Source organism: Paenibacillus dendritiformis (genome assembly GCF_015845845.1).
GTDB lineage: Bacteria > Bacillota > Bacilli > Paenibacillales > Paenibacillaceae > Paenibacillus_B > Paenibacillus_B dendritiformis_C.
Genome location: NZ_LDIG01000247.1, coordinates 43,147 through 64,725 on the forward strand (window position 1 = coordinate 43,147; position 21,579 = coordinate 64,725).

At 57.9% G+C, this 21,579-nt stretch carries 16 protein-coding genes and 1 pseudogene; 4 read left to right on the top strand and 13 right to left on the bottom strand.

From position 1 onward, the window contains the following. Window positions 1-13 precede the first annotated feature (13 nt). From ABD76_RS24430 to ABD76_RS24445, 4 genes and pseudogenes are all read left to right on the top strand, one after another. A complete protein-coding gene (locus ABD76_RS24430) occupies window positions 14-967 on the top strand; it encodes an ABC transporter permease (RefSeq protein WP_197259604.1) in 954 nt (317 codons plus the stop codon). A 16-nt stretch (window positions 968-983) separates the two neighbouring features. Then, on the top strand, window positions 984-1,916 hold the full coding sequence (gene opp4C, locus ABD76_RS24435) for an oligopeptide ABC transporter permease (protein WP_197259605.1): 933 nt from the start codon (window positions 984-986) through the stop codon (window positions 1,914-1,916). A gap of 14 nt (window positions 1,917-1,930) precedes the next feature. Then, window positions 1,931-2,929 (top strand): annotated as a pseudogene (locus ABD76_RS24440) (ABC transporter ATP-binding protein). After that, on the top strand, window positions 2,910-3,875 hold the full coding sequence (locus ABD76_RS24445; protein ID WP_197259606.1) for an ABC transporter ATP-binding protein: 966 nt from the start codon (window positions 2,910-2,912) through the stop codon (window positions 3,873-3,875). Before ABD76_RS24440 ends, ABD76_RS24445 begins: the two are co-directional and overlap by 20 nt. 489 nt (window positions 3,876-4,364) lie before the next feature. Here ABD76_RS24445 and ABD76_RS24450 read toward each other — a convergent pair whose 3' ends face one another. The 13 genes from ABD76_RS24450 to ABD76_RS24510 all read right to left on the bottom strand — a co-directional run bounded on the left by ABD76_RS24450 (window position 4,365) and on the right by ABD76_RS24510 (window position 21,513). Next, window positions 4,365-6,143, bottom strand: coding sequence for a DUF6382 domain-containing protein (locus ABD76_RS24450; protein WP_338125192.1), 1,779 nt, complete (start codon window positions 6,141-6,143; stop codon window positions 4,365-4,367). A 24-nt stretch (window positions 6,144-6,167) separates the two neighbouring features. Next, entirely contained in the window at window positions 6,168-6,680 is a 513-nt protein-coding gene (locus ABD76_RS24455; protein WP_197259607.1) for an A24 family peptidase, read from the bottom strand. Window positions 6,681-6,729: 49 nt separating this feature from the next. Beyond that, a complete protein-coding gene (locus ABD76_RS24460; RefSeq protein WP_242069781.1) occupies window positions 6,730-7,623 on the bottom strand; it encodes an AAA family ATPase in 894 nt (297 codons plus the stop codon). Window positions 7,624-7,741: 118 nt separating this feature from the next. Then, a complete protein-coding gene (locus ABD76_RS24465) occupies window positions 7,742-9,994 on the bottom strand; it encodes an acyl-CoA cholesterol acyltransferase (RefSeq protein ID WP_197259608.1) in 2,253 nt (750 codons plus the stop codon). 22 nt (window positions 9,995-10,016) lie between these two features. Further along, on the bottom strand, window positions 10,017-10,709 hold the full coding sequence (locus ABD76_RS24470) for a pilus assembly protein (protein ID WP_197259609.1): 693 nt from the start codon (window positions 10,707-10,709) through the stop codon (window positions 10,017-10,019). 41 nt (window positions 10,710-10,750) lie between these two features. After that, complete coding sequence (locus tag ABD76_RS24475; protein ID WP_197259610.1) at window positions 10,751-10,936, bottom strand: Flp1 family type IVb pilin; 186 nt, start codon at window positions 10,934-10,936, stop codon at window positions 10,751-10,753. Window positions 10,937-11,008: 72 nt separating this feature from the next. After that, window positions 11,009-11,884, bottom strand: a complete 876-nt coding sequence (locus ABD76_RS24480) for a type II secretion system F family protein (protein ID WP_197259631.1) — start codon at window positions 11,882-11,884, stop codon at window positions 11,009-11,011. A gap of 54 nt (window positions 11,885-11,938) precedes the next feature. Beyond that, window positions 11,939-12,712, bottom strand: a complete 774-nt coding sequence (locus ABD76_RS24485) for a type II secretion system F family protein (protein WP_197259611.1) — start codon at window positions 12,710-12,712, stop codon at window positions 11,939-11,941. After that, window positions 12,687-13,985, bottom strand: coding sequence for a TadA family conjugal transfer-associated ATPase (locus tag ABD76_RS24490; protein ID WP_242069782.1), 1,299 nt, complete (start codon window positions 13,983-13,985; stop codon window positions 12,687-12,689). Before ABD76_RS24490 ends, ABD76_RS24485 begins: the two co-directional genes overlap by 26 nt. Next, complete coding sequence (locus ABD76_RS24495) at window positions 13,982-15,124, bottom strand: nucleotide-binding protein (protein ID WP_242069783.1); 1,143 nt, start codon at window positions 15,122-15,124, stop codon at window positions 13,982-13,984. Before ABD76_RS24495 ends, ABD76_RS24490 begins: the two co-directional genes overlap by 4 nt. Before the next feature lie 240 nt (window positions 15,125-15,364). Further along, on the bottom strand, window positions 15,365-17,455 hold the full coding sequence (locus tag ABD76_RS24500; RefSeq protein ID WP_338125193.1) for a methyl-accepting chemotaxis protein: 2,091 nt from the start codon (window positions 17,453-17,455) through the stop codon (window positions 15,365-15,367). A 481-nt stretch (window positions 17,456-17,936) separates the two neighbouring features. After that, on the bottom strand, window positions 17,937-19,433 hold the full coding sequence (locus ABD76_RS24505) for a potassium/proton antiporter (RefSeq protein WP_197259633.1): 1,497 nt from the start codon (window positions 19,431-19,433) through the stop codon (window positions 17,937-17,939). A gap of 178 nt (window positions 19,434-19,611) precedes the next feature. Then, window positions 19,612-21,513, bottom strand: coding sequence for a heavy metal translocating P-type ATPase (locus ABD76_RS24510; RefSeq protein ID WP_197259614.1), 1,902 nt, complete (start codon window positions 21,511-21,513; stop codon window positions 19,612-19,614). Window positions 21,514-21,579 lie beyond the last annotated feature (66 nt).

A 21,579-nucleotide genomic window follows, 5' to 3' on the forward strand; every position in this document is an offset into this window, starting at 1 on the left:
GGGGGCGCATTAATTGGGCACGTATTTGCTGAGAAGAACGCTGTACATGCTGCTTACGCTGCTGGGCGCATCCGTCCTTATTTTTTCGCTGTACGCGCTGACGCCGGGCGATTTCGTCGACAACGACATGAATCTGACCCAAGCCCGCAAGCTGGAATTGAAAGAAATGTACGGTCTGAACAAGCCGATTATCGAACGTTATCTGATCTGGATGGGCAACGTGCTGAAAGGGGATTTCGGTTACTCCCTCCAGCACCAGCAGCCGATCACGACCTTGTTCCGCCAATATATTTGGAACTCCTTCCCGCTCGCGGCCGCTTCTACATTCCTGACCTGGTTCATCGCCGTCATTATCGGCGTCCTGAGCGCCTATAAGCAATATTCATGGTTCGATCGAATCGTAACGATCGGCATCTTCGCCGCGATGTCCGTCCCGGTGTTCTTCATCGGGCTGTTCCTCATCAAGCTGCTGGCGGTCGATGCCAAGCTGCTTCCGCCGGGAGGCATGATTACGACCGGGAGCAATGCAACCGGGCTCGCTTATATTGCGGAGGTCGCGCATCATATGTTCCTGCCCGTCATGGTGATGACGCTCCTCGGGACCGGCGGGCTGACCCGATATTTCCGAACTCATATGCTCGAAGCGATGAAACAGGACTACGTGCGCACCGCGCGGGCCAAAGGAATGAAGGAGCGGGTGATTTTGTACCGCCACGCCTTGCGGAATGCGATGCTGCCGGCCATTACGCTCATCGGCTTCGAGCTGCCGGGTCTGTTCGGCGGTTCGCTGATCTTGGAGAAAATCTTCAACTGGCCGGGAATCGGGCAGTTATACATGCAGTCGTTCACCATGCGGGACTATCCCTTGCTCATGGGATTCACGATGCTGATCGCGATCCTGACCGTGATCGGGACCTTGCTGTCTGACCTGCTGTATCGTGTCGCCGATCCGCGCGTTCGGCTGTAGGAAGGAGGAATCGCTTATGACCCAATTATCGATGACAGGGAAATTATCGCGGCGGCGTTCCGCCGCTCAGCCTGCGGCGAGGCCTTCGCTCTGGAGCCAGTCGCTCCAGCGGCTTCGGCGCAACAAGCTGGCGCTAAGCGGGTTGGCGGTCATCGCCTTCATGTTCGCGGCCTGCTTCATCGGTCCCCTCTTCTCGCCCTATGCGGCAGGCAAAGTGAATCTGGCCGTCATGAATCAGGCGCCCAGCTCGGCGCACTGGCTCGGGACCGATCATTTGGGCCGCGATGTGCTCACCCGCCTGCTGCAGGCCGGACGCATCTCATTGACGGTCGGGCTGGCCTCGATGGTGCTGTCGGTCCTCATCGGCACCGTCCTTGGCGCGATAGCGGGCTATTACCGCGGCGTGGTCGATCAGTTGATCATGCGGACCGCGGATCTGCTGATGACCATTCCCGGCCTGCCGCTGCTGTTCATTATCGGCGCCATTCTGTCCGAATGGAAGGTGCCGACCGAGTATCGGCTCTACATCGTCATGCTGATGCTCAGCCTCGTCGGATGGCCAGGGCTTGCCCGGCTCGTGCGCGGAGAGCTGCTCAGCCTGCGGGAACGGGACTTCATGCAGGCAGCGGAAGCGCTCGGCCTGAACGACCGCCGCAAGCTGTTCCACCATCTCCTGCCGAACCTGTTCCCCCTGCTGATCGTCGTGGCGACGCTTAGCACGGGCGGGGCCATTCTGAGCGAATCGGTGCTCAGCTACTTCGGCCTGGGCGTCATGCCGCCCACCCCGACGTGGGGCAATATGATCGATGCCGCGAATTCGATCATCGATTTCGAGAAGCGGCCTTGGCTCTGGATCCCGCCGGGATTGGCCATCTTCGTTACGGTCATGTCCATCAATATCATTGGAGACGGCTTGCGGGACGCGCTCGATCCGAAGCAAAAGAGATAAGCGGAGGGTAGCTCATGAATGCACTGCTCGACATCCGAAATTTAAGCACTCATTTCTACACGGGGGAAGGCATCGTCAAAGCCGTCGATGATGTCAGCCTGCGCATCAAGGAAGGAGAGACGGTCTGCGTCGTCGGGGAATCGGGCTGCGGCAAAAGCGTAACCGCGATGTCGGTCATGGGACTTCTTCCCGAGCCTTCGGGGCGCATCGTCTCCGGCGAAATCCGATTCGACGGCCAGGACATCAGGCAGTAGAGCAAGGAGCAGCTCCGGCGGCTGCGCGGCAGCGAGATCGCGATCGTATTCCAGGAGCCGATGTCGGCCATGAATCCGGTGCTCACCATCGGCAAGCAGATGATCGAACTGCTGCGGGAGCATCTTCATCTGAAGGAACCCGCTGCCAGGACCAGGGCGGTTGAACTGCTCAATCTGGTCGGCATTCCCCGGCCTGAAGCCCTTTTGAATGCCTGCCCGCATGAGCTGAGCGGCGGAATGCTGCATCGCGTCATGATCGCGACAGCCCTGGCATGCCAGCCTCGCCTGCTCATTGCCGACGAACCGACGACGGCCCTCGATGTCGCCATCCAGGCGCAAATTCTCGATATTTTGCATCAGGTGAAGGATGAGATGCAGACGGCCATCCTGCTGATTACGCATGATCTCGGCATCGTGGCCGAGATGGCGGACTATGTCATCGTTATGTACGCCGGCAAAATCGTGGAGGAAGCCCCGGTCGAGGAGCTGTTCGATCGCCCTCAGCATCCGTACACCCAAGGGCTGCTCCGCTCCAGGCCGGTGCTGCATCAGCGGCGGAAGATGCTCTATTCCATACCGGGCCAGGTGCCCAATCCGCTGGAGCTGGGCTCGTCCTGCTATTTCTATGACCGCTGCGATCAGCGGATGGAAGCTTGCCGGAGAGCCCCTCCCGAATTGCGCCGCACAGCGCCGGATCATCAGGTCGCCTGCTGGCTGTACGGGGAAGGAGAGGAACGCCATGAGCGAAGCGCTGATTGAAGTTCACCGCCTGAAAAAATATTATCCCGTTCGCGCAGGCTTGTTCAACCGCACTGTCAACCACGTCAAGGCGGTCGATGATATCAGCTTCTCGATCTACCCGGGCGAGACATTCGGCCTCGTCGGCGAATCCGGCAGCGGCAAGAGCACGGCCGGGCGGGCGATCCTGCGGCTGACCGACAAGACCGCCGGCGACGTCCGCTATCAAGGGACCGACATCCATCAGTTGTCCCGCACGGATATGCGCCGGCTGCGCCCCGAGCTGCAGTTCATCTTCCAGGATCCATACAGCTCGCTGAATCCGCGGATGCGCATCGGCGATGCTATCGGCGAGGCGCTGCTGCAGCACGGGCTGGCCGCCAAGGAAGAGATCCGGGATCGGGTGGAGGACATCCTGTCCGTCTGCGGGATGGCGGCCTATCATTATGACCGGTACCCCCATGAATTTTCCGGGGGGCAGCGCCAGCGAATCGGCATCGCCCGGTCCATCATTCTCCAGCCCCGCTTCATTGTCGCTGACGAACCGGTATCCGCGCTGGACGTATCCATTCAGGCGCAGATTATCAATCTGTTCCGCCAGCTGCAGGAAGAGAGAGGGCTGAACTATCTGTTCATCTCGCATGATCTGAGCGTTGTCGAGCATTTATGCTCCCGGATCGGCGTCATGTATTTGGGCTCGCTTGTCGAACTTGCGCCGCGGAACGAACTGTTCCGCCAGCCCCTCCATCCGTATACCCAGGCGCTGCTCTCCGCCATCCCGATCCCCGATCCGAAGCGCAAGCGCTCGCGGATCGTGCTCCGCGGCGACATTCCGAGCCCGGTCAGTCCCCCGTCCGGCTGCAAATTCCACACCCGCTGCCCGGTAGCCAAGGACATTTGCCGTCAGGAGGCCCCCCTCTTCCGGGAAGTGGGCAGCCGGCATTATGCTTCATGCCACCTTATCTGAGGAGACGGAGGGAAAGGGGAGGGATTCTCCTCCCCTCTGTTGTCCTCTAATTGTGGAAGACCGGGAAGAATGTCTTTCAAATAGTGGACACTCTTTCAAGAGAGAGACCTATTCTAGTTTAGCGCCATACCACTATATATGTAGTTACCATTTGTTCTAACCACTATATATGGACACCCCTCGGTGCGATACAGTATCCCCCTCCTTGTCCACTTTTGTATAGACAAATTCGCCATTTGTCCACTATGGGTGAACAAAGAAATCATCTAACCTTCCGTCATATCACAATAAGTTCATCAGCCCTTATGTTCATTGCTCACTCCGATCTTATTGACGAAGCCGCGCCTAATCAGATTGATGAGTTCGATCCGTTCAGTTTATCTCAGACCGTACAGTATTCCTAACAAACTTTTTATAATGATCTCACCTGCGCTCTTCAAGAATGCTCTCATCTGCACCAACGATTATCCGCATTGCACCTTATCAAGTTCAGCAATGAAACTGAAACACCGTGCCAGCCACCGAAAAGCGATCCCCGTTCTGCAATGGGTACAGGTTATAGGGAATAATGGGCTCCCCCTCCAGCTCGGTTCCGTTGCGCGAGCCGAGATCGCGAATCGCCACTGCGCCGTCGTCGCCTTGAACCAGCTCGCAGTGATGCTTCGATACGCCCGCGCCGGCTTCACGCCACTGCACCCCTTGTTCCGAACGGCCAATCACGAAGGGGAAAGCCAGAGGAATTCGTTCAACGGCGGCCGCCGCTTCCTTCGGAATGCCCATCCCTTCGGCTCCCGTGCTGCCGCCCAGCCCGCCCAACCGCCGCAAATAAGGCGCGCACCGCCCCCCTTCTCGGAAGTCCGTATCGGTACCGGGCCTTTGTCCAAGGACGACCGTCGCTTCGGATCCGGAACTGTCAAGCATGGACGTATACAGAGGCAGTTCAGCGTAGAAGGAGTCCATCCGCGGCCCGTCAGGCGTTGAAGGTTCGTTCCCCAATCCCTGCGGGAAGCCGGCATATTCCCTTGAGTGGCTGTCTCGTCCCGCTGACGGGCGAATGGCATCCGCCGCAGCTAGGTGAACGCCTTGCGCCCCGGCCAGACGAATGGCATCCGCCGCAGCCGCTTCGCCCCCTGACTGGAGCTCCTGCTTCAGCCATTCCGGCCGCAGCAGCTCCCGCCCCAGCCCGGGGACGGAAGCTTCCGGTCCTGCCGCCGCAGGTGAAGCGGCACTCCCCCGGCGGGCAAGCATCCCCGGTATGCGGGCCAGCATTCCCGATATCCAGGCTGCCCCCAAGGCAACGGCCCCGACGCTGATTCCAACCGAAATTAGCAGCGTGTTCAAGGCCGGATTATCCAGATAGATATATCTCCAGGCGAGCGCGGCCGTTACGATGGCCGCCCCTCCCGCCGCATAATAGTTTTTGCCTGAAGGCGTTCCCTTGGCATCCGGAACGGTACCCTCGTTCTCTCCCCGGAGCGTATTGGCTTCTCCCGGGACCGGGCCGCCTTCACCAGTTGTCAAAGGTCCGGGGGCGGCAGATCCATGAAGAGAGCCGATCAATAGATTATCGCCCTCCGGCTTCTTCGGCCAATCGTGGCCTGCTTCCGGCGGAGACAAGCTTCGCATCCCCTCGCTCCCCTTGGGAAGCCATTGGCTGACCGGCCGTTCTGCTCCTGCCGCGCTGGTTCCGGCAATAAGGGCTTGAAGCAGCTTCCGCACGTCGGCAAGGGAATGATCCTCCTGGGACAAGCATTGAACCAGCCGCTGGAATCCGTCTCCGTTCCACTGGGCAACATGGGTGGACAGCAAAATGCCCAGTCTGCGCAGACCGTCCATTCCGGCACGCGGCTGCAGCGGTTCCAGCAACGGCAAGTAGGCGACATGCAATCCCCCATCCGCGGCTTGTTCGTCGACAAAGACGCATTCCTCATGCAGAAGAACATGATCCGGGTGAAGCATATAGGCCCGGCAATTTTCCAGAATGCGGACCAACTGCAGAATCCACTCGAAATATTGGCTCGAAGTCATTCTCATGCTTCTTAGAGCCTGCTTAAGCATTCGTTTGCCGCTGATATCGTAGATAAAGGAGAGCTCCAGATCGACTTCCCGGATATCGAGGCGAAGAAAATGCGGCACCCGGTTATAGGCCAGCATCTTGGCTTGATGGTGATCAAGCGCTTCGGATGGAACGGGATTGTCGCGGGTCAGCATCATGCCCATTTTTTCTTCCTGAATAAATTGAACCCGGTAACCGTAAATGAAACTCACGCTCCTTCCTGTTCGGACGGCTCATCATGAGGGCGATGCCACGGTCAAGTAAGCGGTCAGCGCTCCCGGCAGCACGGCCCACATGAAAGGAAAGGCGGCTTTCTTTCCCGCTTCCGCCTGAACGGGCGCCAAGGAGCGCAGCAGCCAGCCGCTCAGCAGCGTTGACCACCAGCCGCGAATTCTCCCGCTGCGGCCGCCCGCCATAATGCATGCCGCAATGAACCCTCCATACAAAATCGAAAAGATAAAGATATGCCAAGTCAAATACATTCCCGTCAACGCGCCAATGGCGGCAAACAGCTTCACGTCCCCGCCCCCGACGGCCTTTATGATGTACAGAAGCAGCATGATTCCGAACCCGCATCCCGCTCCGAGACCGCTAAAAGCAAGTCCTTGCCATCCATTCGCGGCACCGTGAATCATAAATCCGGCGGCAGCGGCAAGCATCGTCAGCCGATTCGGTATTTTATGCGTCCTCACATCGGCGGCAAACGCGGCGATCAGGAGCGCCCCGCATGTCCATATCGCACCGTTCATCGCTTTCTCCCTCCTATCATCCGTTCAGTCCGTTTCAGGCCGGGACCCGTTATTTTACCTCAAACGTCCGTTCAGCGCTTCGCCCGTCCTCCGTCTTCACGGCCAGCCGCCATGTCCCGGAGGTCGTATTGCCCGAGACATGCCATTCCCACGCAACGACGCCATCCGCATCGGCGGTTGCCCAGCCGACATGCTTCGCCTGACTCTTGCCGCTCTTGTAATAGACAACCAACTCCACCCGTTCATGCGGTTCCGCCTTGGCGATAAGCCTCGCTTTTCTGCCGGGAAGGAGCGGATCGGGCGTCAGTTCCACCAATGCCGGCGCCGGCTTGCCGGGCAAATCGCTTCCCGAATCAGACGGGTCCGGTCCGTCGCCGACCCAGACCCGCTCCACGGCCCGGGCAGACAACGTCAGCGTCGTGTTCAGGAACGGGACCCGCATCGGCAAATCATAAGCAACCTCTATGGCGAAGTAGGGATCGGTCTTCTTATCCAGATCCGGCAGCTTCACATGCGTAACCCGGATTCGGTCCTCTCTCAGCACGCCTTGAACGCCATACCGGACGAGCAATGGTTTGATAACCGTCTCGGCCAGCCGAGCCTGGCCCGCTTCCCCTGCCGCCTCCGCCTGCCGGGCAGCCCACTCCGTGCCATCCCGCAACCAATCGCTGACAGGCTTCGGCAGCTCGCTTCCGAATGAGCGGCCGAATTCCTGCACCGCTATCTTCATTCTCTGGGCCGGAGGCAGCCATTTGCCCGGCTTCCCCGAACGATCTCCATCCGTACCGGCGGACTGAACAACGAGCAGACTGACAGGATACAAATGAGCGGACACCTGCTTCACCGCATTCATGGCAGCTGACTGCAAAGACGTCGTGATGACGGCCGCCTGAATCATAAACACGAAGAACATGAATACGAGCAGCACCATCGGCAGGAGCAAAGCGGCTTCAACCGTGATGCTGCCGCCCCTGCCAATGGACAGGCTCCGAGGCGGGACCCGGCCCGCCCTTCCCCAAGATGCCGGGTCTCTTCCGCATTTAACCGGGTCAAGTCCGCATTTAATAGGAGAACACGGAACGCTTGACCGCGTAGTAACGTCCATTTTCGATCTCACCGTCCCAAAGCCCGGCATGTCCCAGCAGCTTCATCAATCCCGGCAGGAACCAAAGCGGCGTGCTGAGGCGGACTTCGGTCTCGCCATATGTCCCCCTGGCAGCCGGATCGATTCCGGTATTATAGTGAATCAGCGCCAGCATCCGCTTCAGCATTCCTTCCCGGCTCCCATGAGCCAGCATGAACAGGCGAAGGTGATCGGCATAAGTCAGCTTCACTGCCGGCAAATAACGCGATATCGGAATCTCATTCTTCGAAATGAGCAGCAGCATATCCTGGAGCGCTTGCTGAATGCCGTACAGAATCGCTGATGCCAGAATAAGCAACGGGTGTCCGAGCTTGCCGGATTCCACTAATCCTTCCATCGTCCGTATGGCGAGCCGCATCGTAAAAATCTCTCCATAGGCGGCCGCAATATTGCCGACCGGATTGTGAAAGCCGTAAAGAATATACTCCAGCTCCTGGTTGGCAATGCCCAGCGATTTCACGACCTCCTCTCCCGCATTCTCTGAATCCAGCAATGATTTCAATTGCCGCGGGTCATAGGAAGTGAAGTACATAAAGGCATATTCGTTCCGGTACAAACGATCGCGCATCGATAGTAACCCGTCTGCCGCCTGATCATACAGCGCGGTGACGGAAGCCATGGACAGCCTGCTCTCCTCGACGGCATCGTCGCTGACCTTTCGTTCCACAGGCGTCTCGGTTGAGGACTGGTTATGGGCATCAATCGCTTCCATCTTGCTGTAGACCTCATCGAAAGCAGCCTGATGCTCCTGCAGCTTGCTTTTCAGCTCAGACAGCGAAGAGAGCAAGTTTTTAGCTTTTTCCAATTCCTTGGCAGCTTCCTTCTCGACCCGTTTTCGCTCCTTGTCCTTTCCTTGATGATTGGTCATTGCTGCCTCTCTGCGTTCAATATAGCTGCCGACCGGGCGGATAAACTCGGAGGCATACGTTTCGTAAGCCTCCAACAGTTCTCTCGCCTTTTGCTTCAATGTATAAGCAGAGGTGGAGTAAGCGGATATGCTATCCGTCAAGTGTTGGAAGACGGAAGCGGCGTGATCGATCTTCGATATGACCGCTTGCTGGCGAGCGATTTCTCCGCTCCATTCCTCGAAGAAAGAGTCAGGCATAACCAATTGCTCGGCGGAAGCATTGATTCCTTTGATGAGATCTTCAACCTGCTTGCCGTTAGCCATCGCTCCCCGCTCCGGAATATCCGACTGGACTACTTGATCATAGCCGGCATAGTCTGGGCTGGAACGCACCTCTTGGATAACCCGCTTCATCTCTTCGTTAAAGTCCCTGGCTTCGTTCAGATGCGGTATGGCTTCGCGGAGCCAGCGCTCATGAATTCCGTTATGCCGGGTGACAGTCCGCCGCAATCTCCATGCATGCTCGCGCGAATCCTTCTCGTAACGGTCCGTAACGTCCCGATACCGCGGCTCCTCGTCTTCTTCCCTGCCTTCATCTTCGCGCTTTTTCTCCGCGTAATCGGCATATTGGGCCGCAATATCGGCCGCCGAGCGAATCGAGCCAACGGGACGCTCCTCCATCATTTCGTTCCTGTTACCCGCGATTCCCCTATCGATTCCCGAGCGGTCCAGCGCATCGCGGGATTTTTTCTGCAGCTTCAAGACAGCCAACATCTCCCTGTCCCTTCGATCAACCAGCTTCTGCAGCTTGGCGAGCAGTTCCGTCGTCTGGGACGCTTCCTTCAACGCTGCCGACATCGGTTTCAGCTTGCCAGACAGCTCGAACACAAATTGTACCGGCGCTTTATATTTCATCTCCTCCAAAACCTGGCGTTCCATCTCGTCATAGTCCGCAAGCGGTCGGGCGACCGATGTCGAATGACTATCCAACAGCAGAGGAACCCACGAAAATGCGCCTGTCGATCGCAACTGATTTTGATCCTGCATCACAATCTCCAAAATTTGCGCCGGATCGGTCGCCCCATATGCGAATAATTGGTATCTCTCCTGCAGGACGGGCTCATAAGCGGACATAACGGAGCGGATGCCGGCCCGGGCCAACGCCTCGATGCGCCACTCCGCCGCCGCGATGCGGGCATAATCAATGAACACCGATGTAAATAAAAAGATGGCAGCCACAATAAACACAAGCAGTATCGACACCGATCCGTCCTTTGCCATCAAAATCCGCTTCGCCCATCGGTTCAGCCGATTGCGATTCACAGGCAGCTCTCCCCTCTGATCGTCATGACGCTCCGGCAGTCTGTCCCGCCGCTTGCTTCAATATGCCTTCCGCTTCCGCTATCGGAACGCCTTGTTTTTTCCATTCCTTCAGCTTCGCTGCCATATACCGCGCGAATTCCACCGTACGGATGAACTCTGCCGGCTCCACGACAGCCGATACGGCCTGTCCCTCGTCCGAGCTCTCTCTTCCCGCTATGTTGCGGAACATCGCCTGATACAAGGGCTTATCCAGAGCCGCGGTAATTCTGCGGTCCAGCGGGCCATTCTCGTAGCTCATCTTCCCGTGAAAGGCATCAGGCACCAGTCTGGCGGCCCGCATCAGCTTCCGTTCGGGAAGAGAGCCGCCGGTAGCGGCGGCAGGCAGCTTCACCATATGGTTCTCTCCGCCAACTCCCCCGAACACCTTATCCAACAGCCGATCGTCGAGCAGGCGCCAATACATTCCGTCATGCTGCCCTGCGTCAAAGGCGCCGGTCACCGCCTCCTTGCGGCTGTTGTCCCAGAAGGCTGCTGCCCGTTCCGCGGCCAGCGCTGCGGCATGCGAGCTCAGCACCGTCTGATAGATGAGCATGGCGAAGAACAGGAGTGCCAGCGTACAGTAGAAAATGACGGGAAATATGAGCGAAGCTTCGACGATCATCGAGCCTTCTTCCTCCTGAACGGAACGCAGCCAGCCCCGCAGCTTTGTGCTCAAGCCAGATCCTCCTTTCACAAACATTGCAAACGGAACTCCTTCTATTTAAAAATCTTGTCTGTTTCCTTTGTCGCTCTAGAAATCAAATTTTCCAGGAACGTCGTAATTTGCTCTCGAAAGACAAGCGCCAACACCACGATCACCGCGATAATAATGACAGTCTCCACCATGCCGAGCCCGTCTTCCTCTTTCCACAGCCGTTTCAAAAACGGCAAGCTTGTGTCCATGTCCGTTTCCTTCTTTCCGATTGATTTTTTCTTTTTCATTATTTTCCTGATTATTTTCGCCGCTTCATCTCATCATTTCATCATGAGCAAAGCCGGAGCGCCCACGACGGCCAAAATAACCAGGAACATCAGCATCATCGGGAAGACCAGCTTCGTCGACGCTTCTTCCCCTCTCCGGCGGGCCACCGCCTTGCGCTTCTCCCACAATTGCCGGCCGACATCCTGCATGGCCAGCACGAATGAATCACCGCCCCGGCGCTGATTGATCAGCACCGTCGTGACGAACATCGATACCTCCGGCAGGGAGCATCGCTTCGCGAATTGCTCCATCGCCTGCGCAAACGAGTACCCGTTATGCACATCGTTCTGCATCCTGGCCAGCTCGGTGTATAGCGGATGGCTCCATTCCTCCCGCTTGCGTTCGATGCAGATGGCCAGCGCCCCAGGCACCGTCTCGCCCGCCTGCACGAGCAGGGTCAGCTTGCTGATCAGCTCCGGCAGCTCCAACTGCAGCTCCTGCTTCTTTCGCTCAGCCCGGTTCAGCGTGTCCTTCACCTTCGCCAGCGGCAGAACGACAGCAACCAGCAGGCCGCCAACCAGATTCGTCACGCTGCCGTCCGTCAGCCCCGGCAACAACAATGCCCCGCAGCAGCCTGCGTATAAGTATAACGCCAGCTCAGCCAGCAGCACCCGGTACATCGTATGGCTCTGGGCCGGGCCATAGATTTGCATCAACGCTTGGCGAAGCGGAGACAGAGCCGGATTCGTATCGAGGGCCGGCTGGACCCTCTCCAGCCAGCGCAGCGGCGCCGCAAGCCAGCGGACCGTCTTCGTCCGGGGGTTCAAGCCGCCCAGAAGCGTCCCGTAGCGGGGTTGATTCTTATGATTCAGCAGCAGGAACACCAGCATAAGAACGGAAGAGCCACAAACCCACATCCACGGCGGCATCACGGTTCCACATCACCTCATTTCCAAGAAAAATGATGCAGTTGGCGGCTAACGCTACACACGGATATCCATCAGCTTGTGAATCAACCACGCGCCGAGCAGCAAAAGCAGCAGCGCCACCGTGGCGATAACGCGGCCTGCGCCTTCATACAGCGCCGCCATGAAATCCGGGGAAGCCAGATTAAGAAAGGCCACAAACAGGAACGGAGCCGCCATCATCACTTTCATCTCCAGCCGCTTCTGGGCGACAAGAACGTCAATCTCCTGCTTAATATCCATCTTCTCGCCAATGACGGAAGACGTTCTCCGCACGACCTCGATCAAATCTCCTCCCGTCCGCTTGCAGGTGACCAGCACGTCGGCGAAATTCGAAATATCCTCCTGCGCGGCCCGGCGGCTCAAATCCATTACCGCCTGCTCGATCGGCTCCCCATTCTCCAGCCGCATCGCAATTATTCGCAGCTCCCGCTCCATCTCCACCTCGGTTCCCGGGTAGAGAAGCTTCAAATCGGCTATCGCCTCGCGGAACGCATTCTCCATGGAGCGCCCGGCTGACAGCGAGGAGGATAAGGAATATAGCGATTGCTTGAACTGCTGCGCGAGCCGGGTCCGCTTGCGCGCGAGCAGCGTATGCCGGCGAATGCGGGTATAGCGCAAACCAACGGCAGCCAGCAAAAGCATCCCCAGCCAATGGTGATAGAACAAGTATCCGACAGAGGCCATGACAGCGGCTCCGGAACTCAGGGCCGCCACCTTCTCCCTCCGGCTCAAAATATAATCGCTATATTGCGGCAGCCGCTGTTCAGCGGCCTCCGCCTGCTTCTCCATCGATATGCACCTCCTTGTCCTCCGGCAGCCGCAATCCTGCCATCGCCAGCTTGCGCCGGTCCCGAAGCATATGCTGCGGGGCAAGGCGCCCGGCCATTCGACCTTTATCGGTGCCGGACTCCTCGAACCGGAACAGCGGCGCGAGGCGAACCTCCCCGTCCTGCAGGCCGATAATCTCCGAAATCTCCATCACCTTGCGCGATCCGTCGCGAAGACGGGCCAGATGCACGATGATATCGATGGCTGAGGCGATCTGCCGCCGAACGACCTCGACGGGAAGATTCGCGCCGCTCAGCACCATCGTCTCCAGGCGGCTGATCATATCGGCGGGCCCGTTGCTGTGGCCGGTGGACAAGGATCCGTCATGGCCGGTATTCATCGCCTGAAGCATATCCAGCGCCTCTGCCCCCCGGACCTCCCCGACGACGATGCGGTCCGGCCGCATCCGCAACGAGGCCCGGATCAAATCCCGCATCGTGACGGCTCCCTTTCCCTCCGTGTTGGCATTGCGCGTCTCCAAGGACACCAGGTTCGGAATGGTGCGAATCTGGAGCTCGGCCGCATCCTCGATCGTAATGACCCGCTCCTGGGGAGGAATGTACTGCGACAATGCATTAAGAAATGTGGTCTTGCCCGAACCGGTCCCCCCGCTGATGAAGATATTGAACTTGGCGGCGACCAGCGTCTGCAGGAGCAGAGCGGCCTGCTCGCTCAACGCGCCCAACCGGATCAGAGCGTCCATCTTCATCGGTTCGGCCGGAAATTTGCGAATCGTAACCGTCGGCCCCTTGAGGGCGATCGGCGGCAGGACAACATGCACCCGCGAACCGTCCGGCAGCCGGGCATCGACGATGGGGGATGACTCGTTGACGACCCGGTTCACTTGGGACACGACCGCCTGGATGACATCCTCCAGCTTCTCCTCGGTCTCAAAGCCGACCTCCAGCCGTTCGACCCGCCCCTGGCGCTCGATGAAACACTCCTGATGGCTGTTGATCATAATCTCCGTAATGTCCGGATCGTCGACCAGCGGCTGGAGGGCGTCCAGGCCGCGGAACGAATAATAGACCCGCTTGACGATCTGCTCCAAGGCTTCCGACGTGAACTGCCCTGCTTGGGGGCTGGAGAACAGCGTCTGTTCAATTCTCCCCATGAGCGCTTCATCCGGAATCGGGTCCCCCCATTCGAGACTGTCCCGAACGCGCTGCCGGGTCCAGGCATACGCTTCTTCCATCGCTTCCGGAACGGAAGGAACTGCTGCGCAATCGTTCATGAGACTTCCCTTCCGGGCGGCAGCCTGTGCAGAAGCTCCCGGTCGGCCCATTCGGCGACGGCAGATTGATAGACGGCCGACTGCAGCCACTGATCGATGCGGTGCATCTGCTTCCAGCTCGGAATATACGGCAAATAGCCGGTAACCGGCGCATCGCGGTGCATCCACCGGTTCGCCATCATGCCCATATAGCGGTTCACGAGCAGCGCCAGTCTCCGAAGCCGGGTGCGGACCGCCTCATCGCCGGAGCGTTCCCATTGCCGGAACAGAAGCTCCGTCTTATGCACATGCGTCAGATCATCCTGCAGCAGCCAGACGATTCGATCCGCTTCTTCCCACAGGGCAGCGAACGCCGGCTGGCAGAACCCGCCCTCCGCGATAACGAGGTCGTACCGGCCGCTTCGTCGAAGAAGCCGGAGCAGCCGTCGCATGACCGGCCCATCGATGCCCTCCCATTCCTTCATCCAATCGGCCGGGGCGAATAGCTCCGCGCCTTCCAGATCGGGAACGCCGAGCAGATAAGATTCCAGCGGCAGGGGCTTTCCGGCTTGATCCTTGCGCAGGTAATACAGAAGCTGCGCCAACGGAGCAATCGCCGCAGGCTCGGGCCGAGCATGCAGAAGCGCATATTCCTGCACCGGGTCAACATTCAACAGCATGACGCGCTTCCCCTTGGCTGCCGCATGGCGGGCGAGATGAAGGGCTGCCGTCGTCTTGCCTGCGCCGCCTCCCAGCGAGCTGACGCCGAGCAGCATGCAGGACCGGCTATCCGCACGGAAGGCAGCGCCTTCGTATTCCGTCCGGCAGCGTTCAATCAAGGATTGGAACAACTGCGGGAGCGGCTGATACGGATTCTCTGTCGTGCAGGCGAGCGGCAATGCATCAAGCCGCTCCTCCGCTGACAAAGCCGTAATCAAAATTCCTTCCAGCTCCTCCCCGCTCATCTCACGCAGTACTTCCGGGTCGGCGACGACCATATGGATCCCCGGCTTCAATCCCAGGTAACGGCGCAGCGTGTCCGCCTGAGTGAACACCCGGAGGTGAAGCTGTTCGGCATAACCGGACTGCTTCCAATACTCCGTCCATGCATCGAGCAGTCGCTTGTGCGGATGAGCGACGACAATATCCCAAGTCTTCATTTTTCTTCCCCTCTCCTTCCGGCACGGATCCGCAAAACGCAAAAAAGCACCGCCATCAAGCAGGACATGCGCTGCATGTCCCGTCTGCTTGATGACGGTGCTTCCGTACCAACGTTCGTGTGAAGTTATTCCTAACATACCATAATTTTGATGCGGTTGCAACCGGCTTTTTTAGATGCCCGCATCCTGGCTGCAAGGATGCGGGCATGCTGCAGGTGCGCACGGCACCTGCCTGTCCACTTAGTATTTGAACTGGGACAGCGTATCCTTCAGGTTGGTGGATACCTCCTCCAACTGCTGGGACAGCTCGACCAAGCGGTTGGAAATGTTCAATTGCTCGGTGCTGAGCGACGCCACCTCTTCCGAAGTAGCCGAAGCTTCTTCGGCAACGGCGCTTACGTTGCTCATCGCTTCGACGAGAATCGACTGTGCCTCGTTCAGTCGATCGATCGAACCGGTGACATTGCCGAGATGCTCGATCATGCCGCCCATCTGCTGCTGAACCGTGCCAAAAATGGCATCCGTCTCCTGCACCGCTTCGGCTTGCTTCTGGAATATCGGGAACGCGGCGGACAGCGCCGCTACCGTCTCGGTAATCTCCGTCTCGATCCGCTCCGTGATCTGCCCGACGACGTCGATCGATTGCCGCGATTGATCGGCGAGGTTCCGAATCTCGTCGGCCACCACCATGAAGCCTTTGCCGGCGGCTCCCGCCCGCGCCGCTTCGATAGTCGCGTTCAGAGACAAAATATTCGTCTGCTTCGTCATGTTATGGATCATTTCCAACACTTTGCGAATCGACTGCGTGCTCTCGCTTAATTGCTTGATCCGCTCAGCCAGCGAGCGCATCATTTCTCCTGTCGATTCCGTTCTGGTCAAGAGCGAATTCATGTTGGATGCTCCCAATTCGCTGGACTGGGCAACCGCTTGAGCGGATGTATCCATCTGCACATTCGCATCGATGACATGCTTCATGTGTGAAGCCATATTATGGGTCAAGTCATGCCCGCGCTCGGCCTCGACAGCCAGCGAGGTCGCGCCCTTGGCGATCTCTTCGGTCGCCACGGCGATCTCTTTTGCCGAGATCGCGGTCGAACGGGAAGCTTCCGACAGGGATGCCGCCGTGTCCAATACGGAGCGCGCGCTCGCCTCGGTGCTCTGAACCAGCGATGTAATCTGCTCCATCATCGTGTTGAAGCCGGCAGACAACTGCCCGATTTCGTCTTTGGTCTTCACGGTGGCCCGAACGGCCAGATTGCCTTGCGCCCCTTCATTCATCAGAGCGAGCAGCCTTACCATCGGCGTCGCTACCCACTGAATGACCAATCCGCCGAGAATAATGGCCAGCAGGGCGGCCCCGCCCATGGACAGGAACGTAACCAGGAGAATCGTGCTGGCATCCTTGGTCAGCTCCGTCACCGGCACGGCTCCGACAAGCGTCCAGCCGTTCACCTTGATCTGATCATAGACGAGCATCATCTTGCCGTCCTGATCGGAATACACGATGGAGCTTCCGCTCAGCTTCTTCTGCCCTTCTTCCTTGACCGGCTGAAGCCAATCGGCAGCGGCCTGAGTCAGCAGCTTGTCGTCCGGAGCGTAAATATATTGCCCGTTCGGATTCAAAATTTGAATACTGGATCCGTCGCCGATATGAATGTCCCGCAACGAATTTTTCAGCGTGCGCTGCTTGATTTCCAAATAAATAATAAAGTTCGCCTCGCCCGAGTTCAGATCCCGCATCGGTCTCGCAATCCCGAATGTCGGCTCCGCGGCATCGCTCAACCCGCCCAGTTGCGTGCTGACCCATATCGATTGTCCGCTGCTGCTCTTCGCCTCCTGGAACCAGTCGGACTCCCACACTTTATCCAGAGCGCGGCGAACGCCCATGGCGGCGACCACCAGATCGGTCTTTTCCTTCGGAATCAAATATATGTTCTCGATCTGATCGTTGCTCATGCTATAGGTCTGCAGCGTCTTCGAGATGCTGTCGATCGCCTGGATCATATCATAAGTGCCGTCCTTGAGCCCTTTCAGCTTCGCCACCTGAGCCTTCAAGTTCGGATCGAACATAATCTGCATCGTCATATTGTTGAACTGCGTAAGCTGCATGTCCAGCTTCTGAGATGCTTGAATCATCGTCTGGTAGCTGGATTCCGCCGAGCGATCTTCGATCGCATTCTTCGCTACCGAGTAAGAGAACATCCCGACGGCGAAGACGAACACAATAATGCTGATGACGAAAACCAGGAACAGCTTCGCCCCGACCGATCGGGCCGGACTTTTGAACACGGAGGAAGAGACCATCTTCACCGTCTGTTTCACCGAGTTCACAAAAGCGCGCTCTTTCCGATGTTCCGCTTTTGCTTTGGGCGCTTTTTGCCCTGATGTCCTCTTTTTGTCTTTCTGTTGCTTCTCCTTCAATTGTTTCATCTCCTTGTCACAGTTGCGTTCTTAGCTGCGAATACGGCGATAGCGCTATCTCCGTTCGTGGCGATATTCAGATATTCATTCGAGACAAGCTCTGCGACTATGGTGCTTGCGAACCATAGGGCTATCGGCTGCCTGTTCATGCCGCATGCAGTTCCGCAGGTTGCCGTCCGGCTGCGCAAAGCACTGTCATGGTAAATAAGGGCACATAATATAAGTATCGGATCGTAGGTCCTATTTCACAATAGGAACAGGGAAAATTTCTCTGAGAATGTAGCACGCCCCTGAAATTTTCCCCAAAAAAAAGACCGCATACCTACGAGCTTGACGCAGATATCGGTCTATAGTTGTTTTTTTGTCGATGCATGACGTATATCATCTCGTACTATGGCACCTCTCCGTCCGCTTCCCGGTTCCGGCCGGAGCAGCATCCCTCCTTGACCGGCTCGGTGAACATGCTGCGCACCGTATCCAGATTTTTTTTGGCCACGAGCACATAAGCGACGTCGCCGGCCTGCAGGCGGGTATGCCCCCGGGGGGCCAGCATTTCTTCCCCGCGCACGATGGCGGTGATCAGCGTATCTTCCGGCAGCTCCAGTTGCTGAAGCGTGCAGTTCTCGACACAGGTTCCCGGTTCGATTGACTTTTTGACCATATCCAGATTCGTCTTGCCGACAGAGACCAATTCGAGCCCTTGCCATATTCCCGCAGATGGATCGCCCGCCCACCCCAGCCTCCTCGCCAGAGGCGAAATGGTCGCTCCCTGCACCAACGCCGAGGTCAGGACGATAAAGAAGATGACATTGAAGAACAATTGGCCCTGCTCCAGCCCCGCAATCATCGGGTAGGTGGCGAGAACAATGGGCACGGCGCCCTTCAATCCCGCCCAGGCAATCAGCGTCTGCTCGCGGAGCGAGAAGCGCCCGAACAGCAAGCTCGCCGCCACCCCTAGCGGACGGGCGATCAGCATCAAAATCAGCGACAGCAGGATGGCCTGCCACATCACTTCAACCAGTTCCCCGGGAAAGACGAGAAGCCCGAGCAGGATGAACATCAAAATTTGCATCATCCAGGCGAAGCCTTCATTGAAGCGGGTTATCGTGAAGCGGTATTGCAAATCGGCGTTGCCCAGCACCAGCGCCATGACGTAGACGGCGAGGAACCCGCTGCCGTGCAGCATCGCGGCTCCGCTGTACGTCACGATGGACAGTCCGATCGACAGCACCGGATACAGTCCGGAGGTGTCCAGATGGATGCGGTTGACGATCTGAATCGCCAGCCAGCCGACGCCCAGCCCGAACACGAGTCCGAACCCCATTTCCCACAGGAATGACAGAAACATGTAGAACAGATTCGCATTCGGCGTCTGGATCCACTCAATTAATGACACGGTGAGAAATACCGCCATCGGGTCGTTCGTGCCTGACTCCGCCTCCAATGTCGAGGACAGCTTGCGCTTCACCCGCTGGCTCCCCATGACCGCAAACACGGCCGCCGCGTCGGTGGAGCCGACAATCGCGCCGATGAGCAGGCCTTCCTTCCAGGAAATATCGAGAATGTAGGCCGCGCACAGGCCGAACACCAAGGCGGTTACGACAACGCCGAGCGTAGCAAGCGAGACGGCTGCGCCGACCACGGGCCGCATTTGCTTCCAGCTTGTCTGCATCCCGCCTTCGAACAGAATCACAATCAGCGCCAATATTCCGAATAACTGCGTCAGCTTCGTGTTGTCGAAGTAGATTAACCGGTTCATGATCATGCCGACGGCGATAAACAGCACGAGCGAAGGAACGTTAAAGCGATTCGAAAACTTGGCGCTGACGACTCCGGCCAGCAGCAAAATGCCAAGCAGAAAGATAATCGTGTCGGTCGTCCACAATATTGCTCACCTCCGCTGACACCATATTGTCTGATTACAATACTAGGATACCCAATTTGGAGGAAGCGCAAATAAGCCGGAGTCTGCTTATGCATCTCCGGCTCTTCGTCTTATTGACTCTATGATATGTGAAATTATCGCGTTCATCATATGGATAGGAATCGGATCATTGCGGATAGCTCTACGATCGGAGCAGGCGCAATCCGTTCAGGATGACGAGGATTGTGCTGCCTTCATGCCCGACGACGCCTAATGGAAGCGGTATTCCGAACAAGAAGTTGGCAGAGATGAGAGCCACGATTACGGCGCCGGCAAAAATAATATTTTGCTTGACGATGGTCTGGGTGCGTCTCCCGAGCGAAATGGCGTGCTCGATATTGCCCAGATCATCATTCATCAGCACCAAGTCGGCGGTCTCCAGCGCCGCATCGCTGCCGGCGGCCCCCATCGCAATGCCGACATTGGCCGCGGCAAGAGCGGGGGCGTCGTTGACGCCGTCCCCTACCATCGCTACCGCTCCATACTCCGACTTCAGCTTTTTGACGATCGTCAGTTTGTCCTCCGGCATCAACTCGGCAAAGACGAGGTCGATTCCCGCCTCGGCCGCAATGGCCTGCGCCGTCCGCTCCTGATCCCCCGTAAGCATCGCCACCTGAATGCCGCTATGCTTCAATTGGCGGACGATGGCCGGCGTCTCCGGGCGAATCCGATCCTGGAGCCCGATCAAGCCGACGACAGCGCCGTCCCGCTCGACCGCAATGACGGTCTTGCCTTCGCTCTGAAGCTCGGCTGTCCGGGCGAGAACTTCCGCATCGGCCTCGTTCAAAATAAAGGACGGCTTGCCGATGCGCCAGCGCGCGCCTTCCATCTCCGCTTCGATTCCAAGTCCCGACCGGGCTTGGAAATCGGTCGGCCGCGCCCAGGCGGCCTCTTTGCCGTCCGGCCGAGCGCGCTCGGATTCCAGGACGATCGCTTTGGCAATCGGGTGGGTCGACAGCGACTCCAGCGCCGCTGCCGCCTGAAGCAGCTCCGAAGCCTGCAGGCCGCCGCGCGGTTCCAGGTCGGTTACCGTCAATCGGCCCTGCGTCAACGTTCCGGTCTTGTCGAACGCGATCACCTGCACGCGCGAGATGTGATCGAGATAAGCGCCGCCCTTGAACAGCAAGCCTTTGCGGGCGCTATTCGATATAGCCGACAAGGTGGCCGGCATAATGGACGCGACGAGCGCGCAAGGGGATGCGACGACGAGGAACACCATCGACCGGTAGAACGCAGCCTCCCACGTCTCGCCGAGAAGAAGCGGCGGGATGAAGATCAGCAGCAGTGTGACCAGAATAATGACCCGCGCATAAATCCGCTCGAACTTCTCAATGAAGCGCTGTGATTTCGGCATCTCGCTCTGCGCTTCCTGGACAAGCCGAATAATTTTGGAAAACAGCGACGATTCGCTGGATTGAGTCACTTCCATATAGAGCGCGCCTTGGCCGTTCACCGTGCCTGCGAATACTTCGTCGCCGGGGCCTTTGTCAACCGGTACGCTCTCCCCGGTAATCGAAGCTTGATCGACGGCAGAGGTTCCTTCCTGCACGAGCCCGTCCGCCGGAATGCGCTCACCTGGCTTGACCAGAACCGTCTCGCCGACTTGCAGCCGCTCCACCGGAACGATAACTTCCTGCCCGTCTCGGAGCACGATGGCTTGCTCCGGCTTCAATTCCATCAGCGCCGAAATGTCGCGCGAGCTCCGGTTCATCGTGAACGTCTCCAGCGCCCCGCTCAAGGCGAAGATGAAGATGAGAATCGCGCCTTCCGACCAGTACCCGATGCTGGCGGCGCCCAAGGCCGCGGCGATCATTAGCAGATTGACATCCAGATCCTTGTCCCGGATGAGCGTAACCAGCCCATCCTTCAGCTTCAGCCAGCCTCCCATCACATAGGAGAGCGCAAAGAACGCGATTGCCAGCGTCTCCGAGACATAGCCTGCGATAAAGGCCAAGGCAATAAAGCAGGCGCTTCCCGCCGCAGCCAGCGCCTCGCCGTATTTATCCATCCATTCCGTGAATGATTGCTTGTGCTTGTTTTTCATTCGTAACACACCCTCTTCATTGATAATGACTATCGTTGTTATTCCCCTAAAAATGCGACATGCTGT

Bases quoted from the DNA above. Each gene is read 5' to 3' on its own strand.
- ABD76_RS24480 (WP_197259631.1), bottom strand. From the start codon at position 11,884: ATGCCGCCGTGGATGTGGGTTTGTGGCTCTTCCGTTCTTATGCTGGTG.
- ABD76_RS24495 (WP_242069783.1), bottom strand. From the start codon at position 15,124: ATGAAGACTTGGGATATTGTCGTCGCTCATCCGCACAAGCGACTGCTC.
- ABD76_RS24510 (WP_197259614.1), bottom strand. From the start codon at position 21,513: ATGAAAAACAAGCACAAGCAATCATTCACGGAATGGATGGATAAATAC.
- ABD76_RS24485 (WP_197259611.1), bottom strand. From the start codon at position 12,712: ATGGAGAAGCAGGCGGAGGCCGCTGAACAGCGGCTGCCGCAATATAGC.
- ABD76_RS24490 (WP_242069782.1), bottom strand. From the start codon at position 13,985: ATGAACGATTGCGCAGCAGTTCCTTCCGTTCCGGAAGCGATGGAAGAA.
- opp4C (WP_197259605.1), top strand. From the start codon at position 984: ATGACCCAATTATCGATGACAGGGAAATTATCGCGGCGGCGTTCCGCC.
- ABD76_RS24475 (WP_197259610.1), bottom strand. From the start codon at position 10,936: ATGGACACAAGCTTGCCGTTTTTGAAACGGCTGTGGAAAGAGGAAGAC.
- ABD76_RS24455 (WP_197259607.1), bottom strand. From the start codon at position 6,680: ATGAACGGTGCGATATGGACATGCGGGGCGCTCCTGATCGCCGCGTTT.
- ABD76_RS24445 (WP_197259606.1), top strand. From the start codon at position 2,910: ATGAGCGAAGCGCTGATTGAAGTTCACCGCCTGAAAAAATATTATCCC.